At 72.6% G+C, this 16,789-nt stretch carries 15 protein-coding genes and 1 pseudogene; 12 read left to right on the top strand and 4 right to left on the bottom strand.

What is annotated here, in order from left to right:
* Window positions 1-12 precede the first annotated feature (12 nt).
* The 7 genes from bioB (at window position 13) to ACIQAK_RS20085 (ending at window position 7,682) form a co-directional block, all read left to right on the top strand.
* A complete protein-coding gene (gene bioB, locus ACIQAK_RS20115) occupies window positions 13-1,260 on the top strand; it encodes a biotin synthase BioB (protein ID WP_366390270.1) in 1,248 nt (415 codons plus the stop codon).
* Window positions 1,253-2,596 (top strand): adenosylmethionine--8-amino-7-oxononanoate transaminase, encoded by a 1,344-nt coding sequence (locus tag ACIQAK_RS20110; protein WP_366390271.1) that lies wholly within the window; start codon window positions 1,253-1,255, stop codon window positions 2,594-2,596. Before bioB ends, ACIQAK_RS20110 begins: the two co-directional genes overlap by 8 nt.
* Window position 2,597: 1 nt before the next feature.
* On the top strand, window positions 2,598-3,293 hold the full coding sequence (gene bioD / locus ACIQAK_RS20105; protein ID WP_366390272.1) for a dethiobiotin synthase: 696 nt from the start codon (window positions 2,598-2,600) through the stop codon (window positions 3,291-3,293).
* A 120-nt stretch (window positions 3,294-3,413) separates the two neighbouring features.
* Window positions 3,414-4,100 (top strand): class I SAM-dependent methyltransferase, encoded by a 687-nt coding sequence (locus ACIQAK_RS20100; RefSeq protein ID WP_366390273.1) that lies wholly within the window; start codon window positions 3,414-3,416, stop codon window positions 4,098-4,100.
* Window positions 4,101-4,366: 266 nt separating this feature from the next.
* Window positions 4,367-5,707, top strand: coding sequence for a hemolysin family protein (locus tag ACIQAK_RS20095; RefSeq protein WP_366390274.1), 1,341 nt, complete (start codon window positions 4,367-4,369; stop codon window positions 5,705-5,707).
* Complete coding sequence (locus tag ACIQAK_RS20090) at window positions 5,704-6,723, top strand: hemolysin family protein (RefSeq protein ID WP_366390275.1); 1,020 nt, start codon at window positions 5,704-5,706, stop codon at window positions 6,721-6,723. Before ACIQAK_RS20095 ends, ACIQAK_RS20090 begins: the two co-directional genes overlap by 4 nt.
* Before the next feature lie 68 nt (window positions 6,724-6,791).
* Window positions 6,792-7,682 (top strand): SGNH/GDSL hydrolase family protein, encoded by an 891-nt coding sequence (locus ACIQAK_RS20085; RefSeq protein WP_366390276.1) that lies wholly within the window; start codon window positions 6,792-6,794, stop codon window positions 7,680-7,682.
* A 19-nt stretch (window positions 7,683-7,701) separates the two neighbouring features.
* Here the strand turns inward: ACIQAK_RS20085 and eno are convergent, their stop codons facing one another.
* On the bottom strand, window positions 7,702-9,027 hold the full coding sequence (eno, locus tag ACIQAK_RS20080) for a phosphopyruvate hydratase (RefSeq protein ID WP_366390277.1): 1,326 nt from the start codon (window positions 9,025-9,027) through the stop codon (window positions 7,702-7,704).
* A gap of 161 nt (window positions 9,028-9,188) precedes the next feature.
* Here eno and ACIQAK_RS20075 point away from each other — a divergent pair, with 161 nt between their 5' ends.
* From ACIQAK_RS20075 to mug, 3 genes are all read left to right on the top strand, one after another.
* The gene (locus ACIQAK_RS20075; protein ID WP_366390278.1) at window positions 9,189-9,611 is read left to right on the top strand and encodes a MarR family transcriptional regulator; all 423 of its coding nucleotides are present in this window, start codon (window positions 9,189-9,191) and stop codon (window positions 9,609-9,611) included.
* Window positions 9,612-9,723: 112 nt separating this feature from the next.
* Window positions 9,724-11,166 carry an adenylosuccinate lyase gene (purB, locus tag ACIQAK_RS20070; RefSeq protein WP_366390279.1) on the top strand — a complete coding sequence of 481 codons (1,443 nt, stop codon included), beginning with the start codon at window positions 9,724-9,726 and terminating at the stop codon, window positions 11,164-11,166.
* Between the two features lie 19 nt (window positions 11,167-11,185).
* Window positions 11,186-11,737: a G/U mismatch-specific DNA glycosylase gene (gene mug, locus ACIQAK_RS20065; protein ID WP_366390280.1), complete on the top strand. Its 552-nt coding sequence runs from the start codon at window positions 11,186-11,188 to the stop codon at window positions 11,735-11,737.
* 85 nt (window positions 11,738-11,822) lie between these two features.
* Here the strand turns inward: mug and ACIQAK_RS20060 are convergent, their stop codons facing one another.
* The gene (locus ACIQAK_RS20060; RefSeq protein ID WP_366390281.1) at window positions 11,823-12,260 is read right to left on the bottom strand and encodes a hypothetical protein; all 438 of its coding nucleotides are present in this window, start codon (window positions 12,258-12,260) and stop codon (window positions 11,823-11,825) included.
* A gap of 336 nt (window positions 12,261-12,596) precedes the next feature.
* On the opposite strand from ACIQAK_RS20060, the gene ACIQAK_RS20055 reads away from it, so the two are divergent.
* Entirely contained in the window at window positions 12,597-13,754 is a 1,158-nt protein-coding gene (locus tag ACIQAK_RS20055) for an ROK family protein (RefSeq protein WP_366390282.1), read from the top strand.
* Window positions 13,755-13,856: 102 nt separating this feature from the next.
* Here ACIQAK_RS20055 and ACIQAK_RS20050 read toward each other — a convergent pair whose 3' ends face one another.
* Together ACIQAK_RS20050 and sigJ are read right to left on the bottom strand one after the other, a co-directional pair.
* Window positions 13,857-14,624, bottom strand: coding sequence for a GntR family transcriptional regulator (locus tag ACIQAK_RS20050; protein ID WP_366390283.1), 768 nt, complete (start codon window positions 14,622-14,624; stop codon window positions 13,857-13,859).
* Between the two features lie 245 nt (window positions 14,625-14,869).
* Window positions 14,870-15,777 (bottom strand): annotated as a pseudogene (gene sigJ, locus ACIQAK_RS20045) (RNA polymerase sigma factor SigJ).
* Window positions 15,778-15,898: 121 nt separating this feature from the next.
* On the opposite strand from sigJ, the gene ACIQAK_RS20040 reads away from it, so the two are divergent.
* A complete protein-coding gene (locus ACIQAK_RS20040; protein WP_366390284.1) occupies window positions 15,899-16,729 on the top strand; it encodes an alpha/beta fold hydrolase in 831 nt (276 codons plus the stop codon).
* Window positions 16,730-16,789: the final 60 nt, after the last annotated feature.

Raw genomic sequence — 16,789 nt, 5'->3', positions numbered from 1 at the left:
GGATCATCTTTCATGGACCTGCTGAACACGCTGGTGGACAAGGGGCTGCGGCGCGCACTGCCGACCCGCGAAGAAGCGCTCGCCGTGCTGGCGACCTCCGACGACGACCTGCTCGACGTGGTGGCCGCCGCGGGCAAGGTACGCCGCCAGTGGTTCGGGCGGCGCGTCAAACTCAACTACCTGGTCAACCTGAAGTCGGGGCTCTGCCCCGAGGACTGCTCGTACTGCTCGCAGCGGCTCGGCTCCAAGGCCGGGATCCTCAAGTACACCTGGCTGAAGCCGGACGAGGCGTCGAAGGCCGCCGCCGCCGGGGTGGCCGGCGGGGCCAAGCGGGTCTGCCTGGTGGCGAGCGGGCGCGGGCCGACGGACCGGGACGTCGACCGGGTCACCAAGACCATCGAGGCGATCAAGGAGGAGAACGAGGGCGTCGAGGTCTGCGCCTGTCTCGGCCTGCTCTCCGACGGACAGGCCGAGCGGCTGCGTTCGGCGGGTGCCGACGCGTACAACCACAACCTCAACACGTCCGAGGAGACGTACGGGGCGATCACGACCACCCACACCTACGCGGACCGGGTGGAGACCGTGCAGCAGGCCCAGGCCGCCGGTCTTTCGGCGTGTTCCGGGCTGATCGCCGGGATGGGTGAGAGCGACAAGGACCTGGTCGACGTCGTGTTCGCGCTGCGGGACCTGGATCCGGACTCGGTGCCGGTGAACTTCCTGATCCCGTTCGAGGGGACGCCGCTGGCCAAGGAGTGGAACCTCACCCCGCAGCGCTGCCTGCGGATTCTCGCCATGGTCCGCTTCGTCTGCCCCGACGTGGAGGTCCGGCTCGCGGGCGGCCGCGAGGTGCACCTGCGCTCGATGCAGCCCCTCGCGCTGCACCTGGTGAACTCGATCTTCCTCGGTGACTACCTGACCAGCGAGGGCCAGGCCGGCCAGGCCGACCTGGACATGATCGCCGACGCCGGCTTCGAGGTGGAGGGCGCCGGCACGACGACGCTTCCCCGTCACCGGGCCGACGCGCTGGGCGGGGGCGGCTGCGGTTCGCAGGGCGCCCCGGCCGGTGCTCAGGACGCCGGCGCGGGGGCGGGCTGCGGTTCGCACGGTGGCGGCGGCTGCGGGCCGTGCGGTGGTCACGGGGAGGCTGAGCCCGCGGCCGTCGCGGAGGCCGGGGAGAGCGTCCCGGCCGGTGCGGCGCGCACGGATCTGGTGGCGGTCCGCCGTCGCGGTGTGGGGACGGATCTCGCGCCCAATGCCTGATCCGTACGACCCCGGACTCCGCCGGCCTGCCCGACCGAAGCCGTACGCCCCCGACGAACTGCGGGCGCTGGACCGCGCGCACGTCTGGCACCCCTACGGCCCGATGCCGGGCCGGCAGGAGCCGCTGGTCGTGGAGTCGGCCTCCGGCGTACGGCTCCGGCTCGCCGAACCCGTCCACGGGCAGAGCGAGTTGGTGGACGGCATGTCGTCCTGGTGGTCGGCGGTGCACGGCTACAACCATCCGGTCCTCAACGAGGCCGCGCGCGGCCAGCTGGACCGGATGAGCCATGTGATGTTCGGCGGGCTCACCCATGAGCCCGCCGTCCGGCTGGCCACCCGGCTGGTGGAGATCACTCCCGAACCGCTCCAGCACGTCTTCCTCGCCGACTCCGGGTCCGTCTCGGTCGAGGTCGCGGTCAAGATGTGCCTGCAGTACTGGCGGTCGGCCGGCCGGCCGGACAAGCGCCGGCTGCTGACCTGGCGCGGCGGTTACCACGGTGACACCTGGCAGCCGATGTCGGTGTGCGACCCGGAGGGCGGGATGCACGAGCTGTGGTCCGGCTCGCTCCCCCGGCAGGTCTTCGCCGACGCCCCGCCCGACGGCTTCGACGCGGAGCCGGACCCCGCCTATGTGACCCATCTGCGGGAGCTGATCGCGCATCACGCCGACGAGCTGGCCGCGGTGATCGTGGAGCCGGTGGTGCAGGGGGCGGGCGGGATGCGGTTCCACTCCCCCGCCTATCTGCGGGTGCTGCGCGAGGCCTGCGACGAGCTGGACGTCCTGCTGGTGTTCGACGAGATCGCCACCGGTTTCGGGCGGACGGGCACGCTGTTCGCCGCCGGTCATGCCGGGGTCTCGCCGGACGTCATGTGCGTCGGCAAGGCGCTGACCGGCGGCTATCTCACGATGGCGGCGACACTGTGCACCTCACGGGTGGCCGAGGGCATCTCGCGCGGCGAGGTGCCGGTGCTGGCGCACGGCCCGACGTTCATGGGCAACCCGCTGGCCGCCTCGATCGCCTCGGCCTCGGTGGATCTGCTGCTCGGGCAGGACTGGGCGGGCGAGGTGGCGCGGATCGGCGCGGGGCTGCGCTCCGGCCTGGCGCCCGCGGCGGAGATCGCCGGGGTCGTGGACGTACGCGTCCTGGGGGCGATCGGCGTGGTTCAGCTCGACCACGAGGTGGACATGGCGGCGGCGACGCGGGCGGCCGTGCGCGAGGGCGTGTGGCTGCGGCCGTTCCGCGACCTCGTGTACACGATGCCGCCGTACGTCACCGGCGACGACGACGTACGACGGATCTGCCGGGCCGTGTGTGCCGCGGCGCGGGAAGGCTGACATGACCATCCTCGTGGTGACCGGTACGGGCACGGAGATCGGCAAGACGGTGGTGACCGCCGCGGTGGCGGCCGCCGCGCGAGGCCGCCGGGTCGCGGTGCTCAAGCCCGCGCAGACCGGGCTCACGTCCGGGGAGCCGGGGGACGCGGCCGAGGTGGCACGGCTGGCGGGTTCCCACGTCACCGCCGTCGAACTGGCCCGGTTCCCCGAGCCGTTGGCCCCGGCCACGGCGGCCCGCCGGGCCGGGCTCGCCCCGGTGCGGCCGCACGAGGTGGCCGAGGCGGCTCGGAAGCTGGCCACCGAGCACGACCTGGTGCTGGTCGAGGGGGCGGGCGGGCTGCTCGTCCGGTTCGACGACGAGGGTGCCACGCTCGCGGACGCCGCGCGACTGCTGGCCGCCCCGGTGCTGGTGGTGGCGCCCGCCGGCCTGGGCACGCTGAACGCCACCGCGCTCACGGCCGAGGCACTGCGGGCGCGGAGGCTGGAGTGCCTGGGTGTCGTGGTGGGGAGCATGCCCCAGCGGCCGGACCTGGCCTCCCGGTGCAACATAGAGGACCTGCCGGTGGCGGCGGGCGCCCCGCTCCTGGGAGCCGTGCCGGCCGGTGCGGGAGCACTGAGCGGCGCCGACTTCGCGGCGCGGGCGGCGGGTTGGCTGGCTCCGGAGCTCGGGGGGACCTGGACCGTGCCGGCCGTGTGACGGAGGGCCCCCTCGGTGACGTACGGACATGCCTGACCGGTCCGTACAGGGGAGAATGGGTTCCGTACGGGGAAGAACCGGTGAGGAGAGCCGTCCGCCCTCTCCTCACGGAGGTCCGTCATGCAGCTGCGCAGCAGGAGGCTCCCGCGGGACGCCGTGCACCACCCGCTCTTCGCCCGCTTCTACGCCCGGATGAGTGTGACGGCCGACCTCAAGGGCGGTATCGCCGCTCACCGCGAGGAGTTGCTGGCGGGGCTCTCCGGCCGGGTCATCGAGATCGGTGCGGGGAACGGGCTGAACTTCGCCCACTACCCCGGGGCGGTCTCGGAGGTCGTGGCACTGGAGCCGGAGCGTTCGCTGCGGCAGCTCGCCGTCCGCAACGGGCTGCGCGCCGAGGTGCCGGTGGATGTGGTGCCGGGGGCCGCGGAAGCCCTCCCGGTCAAGAGCGAGGCGTTCGACGCGGCGGTGGCCTCGCTGGTCCTGTGCACGGTACGGGACCTGCCGAAGGCGCTGGCAGAGATCCGGCGGGTCCTGCGTCCGGGCGGTGAACTGCGGTTCTTCGAACACGGACTGGCACCCGGCAGAGCCCTGGCCGCCGCACAGCGCACGGCGGACCGGACGGTGTGGCCGCTCCTCTTCGGCGGCTGCCACACGGCGCGGGACCCACTGGCCGCGATCGAGGCGGCGGGCTTCGAGGTGGGGACGTACCGCAGGCTGCGGATCCCGGAGAAGGGCCCGCAGTTCCCTTCCTCCCCCTGCGTGCTCGGCGTGGCCCGCAAACCGTTCACCGCGCCGCAGCCGAGCTGAGCGCCTTGAGCTCCGGGCCAGGTGCCTCACCCGCCCGACCGGCGCAGCTCGTCCGCGGAGGGGTGACCATCCCTCGGGTGAAGAGCCTCACGGTCCGAGGCGGTAGTGCCGGGAACGGCTGGGCAGACGCTCTACGATGAGATTTCTTCCCGTCCTCCCGCCCCGTCTGCCGAAAGGTGTGAGCGTCCGCCCATGGGCGAGCCTCCCCGTAGTCGACACCGCGCGATCCTTCCGCCCCTGCCCGATCATGGGACGGAGGTGAACCGATGACCGAAGTGCTCCTGCTGCTCGTCGCCCTTCTGCTCTGTGTCGCGTGCGGCGCCTTCGTCGCGGCGGAGTTCTCCCTGACCACGGTGGAGCGCGGTGAGCTGGAGCGGGCCGTGGAGCGGGGCGACCGGGGTGCCGCGAGCGCCCTGACGGCCGTACGCGGCCTGACCTTCCAGCTCTCGGGCGCGCAGCTCGGGATCACCGTCACCAACCTGGTGATCGGCATGCTCTCCGAGCCGTCGATCGCCAAGCTGATCCGCGGCCCGGTCGAGGCGGCGGGGCTGCCGCCCGCCGCCGCGTCCACGCTGGCCCTCGTCATCGGTACCGCGCTGTCCACGGTGGTCCTGATGGTGGTCGGCGAGCTGGTGCCGAAGAACTGGGCGATCTCCTCGCCGCTGGCCGTGGCCAAGGCGGTCGCCACCCCGCAGCGGGCGTTCACCGCCGTGTTCCGGCCCTTCATCAGCCACCTCAACAACACGGCGAACCGGATCGTGCGGCGCTTCGGCCTGGAGCCGACGGAGGAGCTGGCCTCCGCCCGCAGTCCGCAGGAGCTGGTCGCGCTGGCCCGGCACTCCGCGAAGGCGGGGGCACTGGAGGCGGACACCGCCGAACTCTTCGTACGCACCCTGAATCTGGTTGAGCTCACCGCGGAGAACGTGATGACCCCTCGGGTCCAGGTGACCGCGCTGGAGGTGCGGGCGACGGCCGAGGACGTGGCCAACGCGACCCGGGCCACCGGTCTCTCCCGCTTCCCCGTCTACCGCGGCAGCCTGGACACGGTGGTCGGCGTGGCCCACATCAAGGACGTGCTGGCGGTCCCGGCCGACGAACGCCCACGTAAGCGGGTCTCGGAGATGCTCCGGGAACCCCTGCTCGTACCGGAGACGCTCACCGTCGACCGGTTGCTGGACCAGCTGTCCGGCAAGCTCGCCATGGCGGTGGTGATCGACGAGTACGGCGGTACGGCGGGCGTCGTCACGCTGGAGGACATCGTGGAGGAGGTCGTCGGCGAGGTCCGCGACGAGCACGATCCGCACGAGACGCCCGACCTGGCGGCCGCCGGTGAGGACGCCGACGGCCGCACCCTGTGGTCGGCCGACGGCGCGGCCCGTACCGACCAGTTGAGCCGGATCGGACTGCGGGTCCCGGAGGGGCCCTACGAGACGTTGGCCGGGCTGATCGCCGCGGAGCTCGGGCGGATTCCGACGGTGGACGACGCCGTCGAGTTGGCGGGGTGGCGGATCGACGTGGTGGACGCCACGGGCCGCCGGGCCGCGCGGGCGCTGCTGCACGCGCCGCCGCCCGGTGCCGGGGAGCGGACGGAGGAGGGGACACGGTGATCGCCCTTCAGCTCTTCACCGGTCTGCTGACGCTGGTGGCCAACGCCTTCTTCGTCGGCGCCGAGTTCGCCCTGATCTCGGTCCGGCGCAGCCAGATCGAGCCGGAGGCCGAAGCCGGCAACCGGCGGGCCCGCAGTGTCATCTGGGGGCTGGAGCACGTCTCGGCGCTGCTGGCCGCCGCCCAGCTCGGTATCACCCTCTGCACCCTGGTGCTGGGCATCGTGGCGGAGCCCGCCATCGCCCACCTGCTGGAGCCGGTGTTCGACGCGGTGGGGGTGCCGCACGGGCTGGTGCACCCGCTCTCCTTCGTGATCGCCCTGGCGGTGGCGACCTATCTGCACATGCTGCTGGGCGAGATGGTGCCGAAGAACATCGCGCTGGCCGAACCGGTGCGCACCGCGCTGTTCCTGGGGCCGCCGCTGGTCGCCATGGCCCGTGCGCTGCGTCCGGTGATCTTCGCGATCAACGCCTTCGCCAACGCCCTCCTCAAGCTCCTGCGGGTGGAGACGAGGGACGAGGTCTCCGCGACCTTCTCGGACGACGAACTGGCCAGGCTGGTGAAGGACGCCGGGGACGCCGGGCTGGTCGACGACCGCTCGGCGGAGCGGCTGCGCCACGCCCTGGAGCTGGGCCGCCGCCCGGTACGGGATGTGGTCATGCCGGTGGACCGGGTGCTGTACACCCGGGTCGGCACCACTCCGGAGGAGCTGGAGCGGCTCTCGCACGTGTCCGGGTTCTCCCGCTTCCCGGTGATGGACGGCGAGGGCCGCATCCTGGGCTACCTCCATGTGAAGGACGCCCTGGACGCCATGCCCCGGGACGCCCCCTTCCCGGTGGCGGCCCTGCGGCCGATCGCCCGGGTCCGGGCGGCGGCCCCGCTGGACGACGTGCTGACCGCGCTGCGGCGCAGCCGGACCCATCTCGCGGCCGTCCTCGACGAGAGTGACCGGCTGGTCGGCATGGTCACGATGGAGGACGTCCTGCGCGAGCTGGTGGGCCGGGCGCAGTCCCTCTGAACGCCGGGCGTGACGGCTCCCGTACCGGCCGGACGGTACGGGAGCCGTCACGGTAGAATCGCTGGGCCATGGAATTGAATGCCACCTACACCAGTCTCGTCGCGGTCGGCGACTCGTTCACCGAGGGCATGTCGGATCTGCTTCCGGACGGCACCTACCGGGGCTGGGCCGATGTCCTGGCCTCCCGGCTCGCGGCCCGGTCCCCCGGGTTCCGCTACGCCAACCTCGCGGTGCGCGGAAAGCTCATCCGCCAGATCGTCGACGAGCAGGTGGGCCCGGCGGCCGCCATGCGGGCCGATGTGGTGACCCTCGTCGGCGGGCTGAACGACACGCTGCGCCCGAAGTGCGACATGGGCATGGTCAGGGGGCGGCTCGAAGAGGCCGTGGAGCGTCTGGCCCCGTCCTGCAAGAAGCTGGTGCTGATGCGCAGCCCCGGGCGCAACGGTCCGGTGTTCGAGCGGTTCCGTCCTCGGATGGAGGCGCTGTTCGCCCTGATCGACGATCTGGCCGGCCGGCACGGCGCCTCGGTGGTCGACCTCTACTCCGCGCCTTCGCTCGGCGACCCCCGGATGTGGGACGCCGACCGGCTGCACCTCACCGCGGAGGGCCACCGGCGAGTGGCGGAGGCGGTGTGGCAGACGCTGGGGCTGCCGCCCGAGCTGGACTGGCAGGCGCCGGTCCCCGCCTCCCCGCCGCCGCGCTGGGCGAACCGGCGGGCCGACGACATCCGCTTCGCCCGCCGCCACCTGGGGCCCTGGGTCGGCCGGCGGCTCACCGGCAGGTCCTCGGGCGACGGCCGGGCGGGCGCCCAGTTCAACACCGAGACGGCCTCGGCCTTCTGGATCACCCCCGCGGACGCCGCGCTCCCCGGTCCGGTGACGGGGTGGCGCCGGGCGGAGGACCTGCCTGAGCCGGGACCGCTGGACGGTGGCACGGGGCTTCCGCCGGCCTCCCGCTAAGTACTCCGGCGGACGCCGGTCACGCCCGAGGCAGTACGGAGCGGCCCGCGAAGCGCGCCGAGTCGCCCAGCTCCTCCTCGATCCGGATCAGCTGGTTGTACTTCGCCGTGCGGTCGGAGCGGGAGAGCGAACCGGTCTTGATCTGACCGCAGCCGGTCGCCACCGCGAGGTCCGCGATGGTGGTGTCCTCCGTCTCACCCGAGCGGTGCGACATGACGGCCGTCCAGCCCGCCCGGTGGGCCGTGGCCACCGTGGCCAGCGCCTCGGTCAGGGTCCCGATCTGATTGACCTTGACCAGGACCGAGTTGCCGACGCCGGTACGGATGCCCTCGCGCAGCAGCGCCTCGTTCGTGCAGAACACGTCGTCGCCGGTGAGCTGGCAGCGGTCGCCGACGCGGGCGGTCAGCTCGCGCCAGCCCTCCAGGTCGTTCTCCGCCATCGGGTCCTCGATGGAGACGACCGGGTAGGCGTCGATGAGTTCGGCCAGGTAGTCGGCGTTCTCGGCGGGGGTACGTCGCACCCCCTCCCCCGCGTAGTCGTACACACCGTCGCGGAAGAACTCCGACGACGCCGGGTCCATGATCAGGCCGATGTCCGTACCGGGGCGGTAGCCGGTGCGCTCGATGGCCGCCATCACGAAGTCGAGCGCCTCCTCGGCGGTACGCAGCGCGGGCGCGAAGCCCCCCTCGTCGCCGACGCCCGTGGAGTGCCCGGCGGCCAGCAGATCGCGGCGCAGGGTGTGGAAGACCTCGCTGCCCATGCGGACGGCTTCGGCGAAGGTGTCCGCACCCACGGGCGCGATCATGAACTCCTGGAAGTCGAGCGGATTGTCGGCGTGGGCGCCGCCGTTGACAATGTTCATCATCGGCAGCGGCAGGAGATGGGCGTCGGCGCCACCGAGGTAGCGGTAGAGGGGCAGGCGGTTCGCCGCCGCGGCCGCCTTGGCGGTGGCGAGGGAGACGCCGAGGATCGCGTTGGCGCCGAGCCGGGACTTCGTGGCGGTGCCGTCGAGGGCGACGAGCGCGGCGTCGAGACCCGCCTGGTCCGCCGCGTCCCGGCCGCGCACGGACGCCGCGATCTCCCCGTTGACGTGGGCCACCGCGCGGTCGACGCCCTTGCCGTGCCAGCGTGCGGAGTCCCCGTCGCGCAGCTCCACGGCCTCCCGGGCGCCGGTGGAGGCGCCGGAGGGGACGGCCGCGCGCCCCAGGGACCCGTCGGCGAGGACGACGTCGACCTCGACCGTGGGGTTGCCCCGGCTGTCGATGATCCGGCGGGCGGTGACGGTCTCGATGGTGGCGTCGGTGATGTCGGTGATGTCGGTGGAGCCGACTGCCTGTGCGGACATGGGAGTTCCTTCCCGTTGTCGTGTGCCGTGGCCCCGGCTGCGACGACGCTGGCGCTGAGCCCGACAGCCGAACTGTACAGCAATGCTTATCAGCTAGGCTGTGCAGCATTGCTGCTTAGATCAGCTGGGGAGCCTGGTCGGCCCGCGGGGTAGAGTGCCCTATGCCCACCCCGGAAGCCGCCGTCATCGCCGCCGAACTGCGTACCGCGATGGGCAAGCTCACCCGGCGCGTCACACACGAGGACCGCATCCCGCTGGGCCAGGTCGCCGTGCTCGGCGCGCTCGACCGCGACGGCGCCATGACCACCAGCGACCTCGCCGCCGACCAGCGCGTACGCCCCCAGTCGATGGCCCGGGCGGTGGGGCTCCTCATGGAACAGCACCTGATCACGCGTCGCGCCCACCCCACGGACGGCCGCAAGTCCCTGGTCGAGCTGTCGGACGCGGGCCGGGCCGCGCTCGAAGCGGAGCGCGGTCGCAGGGTCGGCTGGCTCGCCCAGGCCATCGAGGCCGAACTCACGGACGAGGAGCGGGCGCTGCTGGCACGGAGCGCGGTCCTGCTGGAGCGGCTGGCCGCGCGCTAGCGCCCCGGCCGGCGGCCTCCGTCCCGCCGCGATGCCCGGCACAACCCTCTGACATGGGACGAAGGCGCGGGGGCGGACGAGCACGCCGGAACCGACAGTAGACTCTGTCCACGTGACTGCTGTGTCTGCGAAGCCTCGCATCCCCAATGTCCTGGCCGGCCGCTACGCCTCCACGGAGCTGGCCGTCCTCTGGTCCCCCGAGCAGAAGGTGAAGCTGGAGCGTCAGCTGTGGCTGGCGGTGCTGCGCGCTCAGAAGGACCTCGGGATCGAGGTGCCCGATGCCGCGATCGCCGATTACGAGCGCGTGCTCGACCAGGTCGACCTGGCGTCGATCGCCGAGCGCGAGAAGATCACCCGGCATGACGTGAAGGCTCGGATCGAGGAGTTCAACGCCCTCGCGGGCCACGAGCAGGTCCACAAGGGCATGACCTCGCGTGATCTGACGGAGAACGTCGAGCAGCTTCAGATCCGCCTCTCGCTGGAGCTGATGCGCGACCGTGGCGTGGCCGTGCTGGCCCGGCTCGGAAAGCTCGCGGCGGAGTACCGCGAGCTCGTGATCGCCGGGCGCTCGCACAATGTCGCCGCCCAGGCCACGACGCTCGGCAAGCGCTTCGCCACGGCGGCCGACGAGCTGCTGGTGGCCTACGGCCGGCTGGAGGACCTCCTCTCCCGCTACCCGCTGCGCGGGATCAAGGGCCCGGTGGGTACGGCTCAGGACATGCTGGACCTGCTGGGCGGCGACGCGGACAAGCTCGCCGACCTGGAACGGCGCATCGCCGGGCACCTCGGCTTCGCCGAGGCGTTCACCTCGGTGGGCCAGGTCTACCCCCGCTCGCTCGACTACGACGTGGTGACCGCTCTGGTGCAGCTCGCCGCGGCGCCCTCGTCGGTGGCGAAGACCATCCGGCTGATGGCCGGCCACGAGCTGGTGACGGAGGGCTTCAAGCCCGGCCAGGTCGGCTCGTCCGCCATGCCGCACAAGATGAACACGCGCTCCTGCGAGCGGGTCAACGGCCTGATGGTGATCCTGCGGGGCTACGCCTCGATGACCGGCGAGCTCGCGGGCGACCAGTGGAACGAGGGCGATGTGTCCTGCTCCGTGGTCCGCCGGGTGGCGCTGCCGGACGCGTTCTTCGCGTTCGACGGCCTGCTGGAGACCTTCCTGACGGTGCTCGACGAGTTCGGCGCCTTCCCCGCCGTCGTGGCTCGTGAGCTGGACCGCTACCTTCCCTTCCTGGCGACCACCAAGGTCCTCATGGGGGCCGTGCGGGCCGGGGTCGGCCGCGAGGTGGCCCACGAGGCGATCAAGGAGAACGCGGTCGCCTCCGCGCTGGCGATGCGGGAGCAGGGTGCCGAGCGCAACGAGCTGCTCGACAAGCTGGCCGCCGACGAGCGCCTCCCGCTGGACCGAGCGGAGCTGGACGCCCTGATGGCCGACAAGCTCTCGTTCACGGGCGCGGCCGGTGACCAGGTGACGGCGCTGGTGTCACGTATCGAGGAGATCACCAAGCAGCACCCCGAGGCCGCGGCCTACGCCCCCGGCTCGATCCTCTGACCGGCACCACCTCTCCGGCATGACCCCCGAGGAGCTCCGCGCCGCCCGCGGCCGCATCGTCCCCGATGTGGCCGCGGGCGGTCTGCGCGTGCTCTTCTGCGGCATCAATCCGAGCCTGATGACCGCGGCCACGGGCCACCACTTCGCCCACCCCGGCAACCGCTTCTGGCCGGTCCTCCACCGCTCGGGCTTCACTCCCCGGCGGCTTCTGCCCGCCGAGCAGTCCGAGCTTCTGCCCCTCGGCCTCGGCATCACCAATGTGGTGGCCCGGGCGACAGCCCGGGCGGACGAGCTGGGCGCGGACGAGTTCCAGCGAGGCGGCGCGGCCCTCACCGCGCGGGTCGAGCGGCTCGCGCCGACGTGGCTCGCGGTCGTCGGCATCACGGCCTACCGCACGGCGTTCGGGGAGCCGCGTGCACGGATCGGCCGGCAGGAGCGCAGGATCGGCGGTGCCCACGTGTGGGCCCTGCCCAACCCCAGCGGGCTGAACGCCCATTGGACGATCGCAACGATGGCCGAGGAGTTCGCCCGCCTCCGAGCGGCCGTCCTGGCGTCCGATCCACCGGCCTGACTCCCGGTCCGGCAGCCGGGGTCTTCCTCCGGCCGGACCAAGCCCGATCCGGTCAGGACCCGGGACAAGCCCGACGCGGGGCCCATCAGGGTGGATCGATGACCGTCACCAGCACCGTCAGCTCGCAGCCCGGGCCCCCCTCCTCCAGGACCAGCCCCGTGGCGATCCACCGCCCCTCGACCCGCCACAGTCGGACGAACTCGCATCCGGCCACCGGATCCGCCCAGGGGTCCGGTATGACCTCGCCCGCCGTCATGCGCTCCTGCGCGCTCCACAGGCTCATCAGCTGCGGTTCACCCCAGCGGGCGGTGAGGAGCGTGAGCAGCGCGTCGTGCTCCGCCAGGCACTGTGCCCGGTGCTCCGGGCCCACCGGTTCGTCATCACCCCACGCTTCAGGGCCGGTACGCAGGAATGCCGTGTGGTAGCCGGGTCCGCTGACTCCCGAGACCGACGGCACGCGCTCCGGGGGGAACTCCCTGGTGCGCATCCCGTCGATGAGGCGGAGATGGTGTGCGGTCGTCATGACGTCAGTAAACCGCCCGGTACTGACAGTCGGAGCCCTGGCCCCGGAGTCAGGCGTCACGCCTGTGCTCCGGTTGACGGCCCGGGGCCGGTCGGATGCGGAGGTCGCCGCGGGCCGGCCTCGGCATCGAGACGGTGAGGTCTCATGTCCGTTCGACGTACGCGAAGTTGGGTTCCCGGGGCCGTACGCCGGCGGGCATCGCGGTCCACGCGTCCGGTTTCGTGGCTCCGAGCGGACGCAGGTTGCGGCTCGATACCGGCTTGCGGAGCCGCTCGCAGGGCCTGCGAGCAGCGAGTACGATCCGGCAGACATGCGCACGAGCTGGGAGGACACACCGTGAGCCGGCTGACCGGGGGAGATCCGTCGCTGCTGCGGCGGATCAATTCAGCGGTGGTACTGCACGCCCTGCGAGGGGCCGGCTCGCCGACGCTGACGGACCTGACCCGGATCACGGGTCTCTCCCGGCCGACGGTCGAGGGCGTGGTCGAGGGGCTGTTCGAGGCCGGCCTGGTGGTCGAGGCCCTGCCCGACGAGAGTGAGGCGCGTCGCCAGGGGCGGCCCGCCCGCCGGTTCCGCTTCCGTGCCGAGGCCGGACATCTGCTGGGCGTCGAGATCGGCCCGCACCGGGTTTCGGCCCTGCTGTCGGGGCTCGACGGCCGGGTGACCGGGGCAGGGTCCCGTGCGGTGTCGGAGACGGCGGGTGCGGACGAACGGCTCGACCAGGTGCGGGCCGTGATCGCGGACCTGCTGCGCCGCACCGGGGTGGCCCGGAGCAGTCTGCGCGCCGTGGGGGTCGGCAGCCCCGGCATCGTGGAGGCCGACGGGACCGTGCGGCTGGGCACGGCGCTGCCGGGGTGGACGGGGCTCGCGCTCGGGGAGCGGCTGCGGCGTTCGTTCCGTTGCCCGGTCCTCGTGGAGAACGACGCCAATGCCGCCGCGGTCGCCGAGCACTGGAAGGGCGCGGCCATGGAGTCCGACGACATCGTCTTCGTCCTGGCGGGGCTGAGCCCCGGGGCCGGTTCGCTGATCGGCGGACGGCTGCACCGGGGATTCGGTGGGGCGGCCGGGGAGATCGGCGCCCTGCACCTGCTGGGCAGGGACGTGACCCCGGAACATCTGCTCTCGACCACGGGCACCCCGCTGGAGCCGCTGGACGAGCAGGCGGTCGCCGTGGTGTTCGCCAAGGCCCGCCAGGGCGATGTGGAGGCGCAGGCGGCCGTCGAGCGGTTCCTCCAGCGACTGGTGCACGATGTGGCGGCCCTGGCGCTGGCACTCGACCCGGAGCTGGTGGTGGTGGGTGGCTGGGCCGCCGGGCTGGACGGTGTGCTGGAACCGCTCCGCGAGGAGCTGGCCCGCTACTGTCTGCGCCCGCCGCGCGTGACGTTGTCCCTGCTCGGCGAGGCCGCGGTGGCGACGGGGGCCCTGCGGCTGGCGCTGGACCACGTCGAGGAGCAGCTGTTCGCCGTGGAGGGCGCGGTGACGGCCCGCCGCTGACCGCGGACGGGCCGGGTGGCGCACCGATGGCGGCGCCCGGACCGGTGGCCGGCGGACCGCCACCAGGTGGCGACCACCGGCCAAGGACACCCGTAACAGGCGTCAGGACGCCTGGCGCTGCTGCTGCTCGTCGTGGCTGATCTCCAGTGCGCCGGAGTCCCCGAAGGTGAGCCGGCAGGTGTCCGCCCGGTAGGTGGCGATGGACACGGCCGCCGTGCCGCCCGCGGTGAAGTACCGGGTGGTGACGACGAGGACGGGTGCGCCGGGCAGCCGGTCGAGCTCCTTGGCGTCGTCCGCGCGCGCCGATCCCAGCTCGACGGAGCGGTCCTGCCCCTCCAGGCCCAGCCGGTGCAGCTCACGCAGGACGGCGCGGGCGCGCACGGAGCCCGACGGTGCGTCGATCGCGGAGAGGTCGGGCACCGAGGAGGCGGGTACGTAGAGAAGTTCGGCCGCCACCGCCTGCCCGTGGGTCTCGCGGATGCGGCGCACCACATGGACCGGCTCGGAGCCGGTGCCGAGCATGGCGGCGACGGCGCTCGGGGCGGCCTCGCCGACGCAGTCGACCGGCTGCCAGGCCTCGCCGGTCGCGCCGCCCGTCCACTCGTGCTGCGCGGTGGAGACGGCGACACCCACGCGCGGCGGGGCGACCGTCGTACCGACGCCGCGGCGGCGCTGCAGTCGGCCTTCGAGTTCGAGCTGCTCCAGTGCCTGCCGGAGCGTGGCCCGCGCGACGCCGAACCGTGCCGCGAGGTCCCGCTCGTTGGGCAGGATCTCGCCCACCGCGAAGTCCGAGTCGAGTGCCTCACTGAGCACGGTCTTGAGGTGCCAGTACTTCGGCTCCTGTACCGATTCCAGCTGCGTGGTCCCCACCAAGTCCTCCGCAATCGCCCAGCGACTTTTCCGCGACGCTATTTATTAAAGGTTCCTGTCTTAAGTCGAGACCCTAGGGCGGCGCATGCCCTTGGTCAAGACCAATCCTTATTCCGTAACGGAACGAAACGGGACTTTGGCGCAGAGCGTTCACACGACGTTCTTGGCCCCGTGAGCGGGACGCAGCAAGAAGCCCCACCACGGGGCCGGTGGTGGGGCTTCGTGCGGTCGGGCGCGGAGCGGGCTCAGCCGGATTCGCCCTGGCCGGAAAGCACGCGCGCTGACACGCCGGAGAGACCGGCGAGCTTGTCAGGATTACGAACGATATAGACGCATTGAACAGCCCCGTCCCGGACGTCGAGCTGGAAGAAGGTGTCCGGCTTTCCTCCGACAAAACACGCCAGCGCGGGGCCGCCGTTGAACTCCGCGATGCGCACGTCCCACTCCGGCCCCCCCTCCCGGCCCACCGCATGAGGAACCGGCCGACCTTGTCGGCGGTCTCGATGATCCGCCGGGCCGCCTTCGCCTTGCCGCCGGCGTCACTGACGAGCCGGACATCCGGCGCCAGGAGAGCCATCAGCTGCTCGATGGAGCCGCCGGACGCGGCGGCCAGGAACCGCTCGGCGAGGTCCCGGCGCTCCGCCGGGTCGACGTCGTAGCGCGGCTTGCGTTCGTCCACGTGCCGCCTGGCCCGCCCGGCGAGCTGACGGACGGCCGCCTCGGTACGGTCGAGGGCGGTGGCGATCTCGGCGTACGGGAAGCCGAAGGCCTCGCGCAGCACGAAGACCGCGCGCTCCGACGGGGAGAGCGATTCGAGGACGACCAGCACGGCCAGGGAGACGGAGTCGGCGAGGACGGCTTGGTCCGCCGCGTCGGGCACGTTCGGCCCGAAGTCGGTGACCACCGGCTCCGGCAGCCAGGGGCCCACGTACGACTCCCGGCGCGACCGCAGGTGGCGCAGCCGGTCGATGGTGATCCGCACCAGGAAGGCCCGCGGCTCGCGGATGCCCTCCTGGGTCACGGAGGACCACCTCAGCCACGCCTCCTGCACGACGTCCTCGGCGTCGGCGACCCGGCCGAGCATGCGGTAGGCGACGCCGGTGAGGACGGGCCGGTGTTCTTCGAAGACCGCGGTCGTGGTGTCGGCTGTCACCGGCCCATCCCGGCCGACCCGCCGGATGGTGTCCAGCGGGAATCGCCGGAGCCCTTGAACTCCGGGCTACCGAACGGTAATTGTTGTTGACGCGATGTCTATCTACTCCGGGAGCAGCTCCATGACCACCACGGTCTCCTTCACCGCCGACGCGGCGCACGGTTCCCGTCCGGTCTCGGTGGCGTATGAACGGACCGGTGCGGGCGAGCCGTTGGTCCTGCTCCACGGCATCGGTCACCACCACCAGGCCTGGGACCCGGTGACGCGGATCCTGGCCGCCGAGCGGGAGGTGATAGCCGTCGACCTGCCCGGCTTCGGGGCGTCGTCGGGGCTGCCGGACGGAGTTCCGTACACCCTGGAGGCGGTCACTCCGGTCCTCGGGGCCTTGTTCGCGGCGCTGGGTCTCGACCGCCCGCATGTGGCCGGCAACTCCCTCGGGGGCCTGTTCGCCCTGGAGTTGGGGCGCAGGGAGCTGGTCCGCTCGGTGACCGCGCTGTCGCCCGCGGGCTTCTGGAACGAGCCGGAGCGCCGCTACGCCTTCACCACCCTGCGGGGGATGCGCCGCGCCGCGCTGGCCCTCCCGGTGCCGGCGATCGAGCGGCTCTCCCGCAGCGCGGCCGGGCGCACCGCGCTGACCAGCACCATCTACGCCCGGCCCGGCAGGCGTTCACCTGAGGCCGTCGTCGCCGAGACCCTGGCCCTGCGGGGAGCGACCGGCTTCCACCAGACGCTCGCCGCCGGCGGGGGCGTCTGCTTCACCGACGATGTCAAGGGCATCCCCGTCACCGTCGCCTGGGGCACCCGCGACCGCATCCTGCTCCGCAGGCAGGGAATCCGCGCCAAGCACGTGATCCCGGCAGCCAGGCTCGTGCGGCTGCCCGGCTGCGGGCACGTCCCGATGAACGACGACCCGGCCCTGGTCGCCCGTGTCATCCTCGACACCAGCCGCTGAGGGGGCGGGGCGCGGCGGCGTACCGCCGGCGGCGCGGCGCCCCAGGACTCCCGAACCCAG

Origin of the sequence: Streptomyces sp. NPDC088706 (genome assembly GCF_044752765.1) — a bacterium.
Classification (GTDB): Bacteria; Actinomycetota; Actinomycetes; order Streptomycetales; family Streptomycetaceae; genus Streptomyces.
Note: the sequence above shows the minus strand (reverse complement) of the source record. Positions and strands in the feature narration are given on the sequence as shown.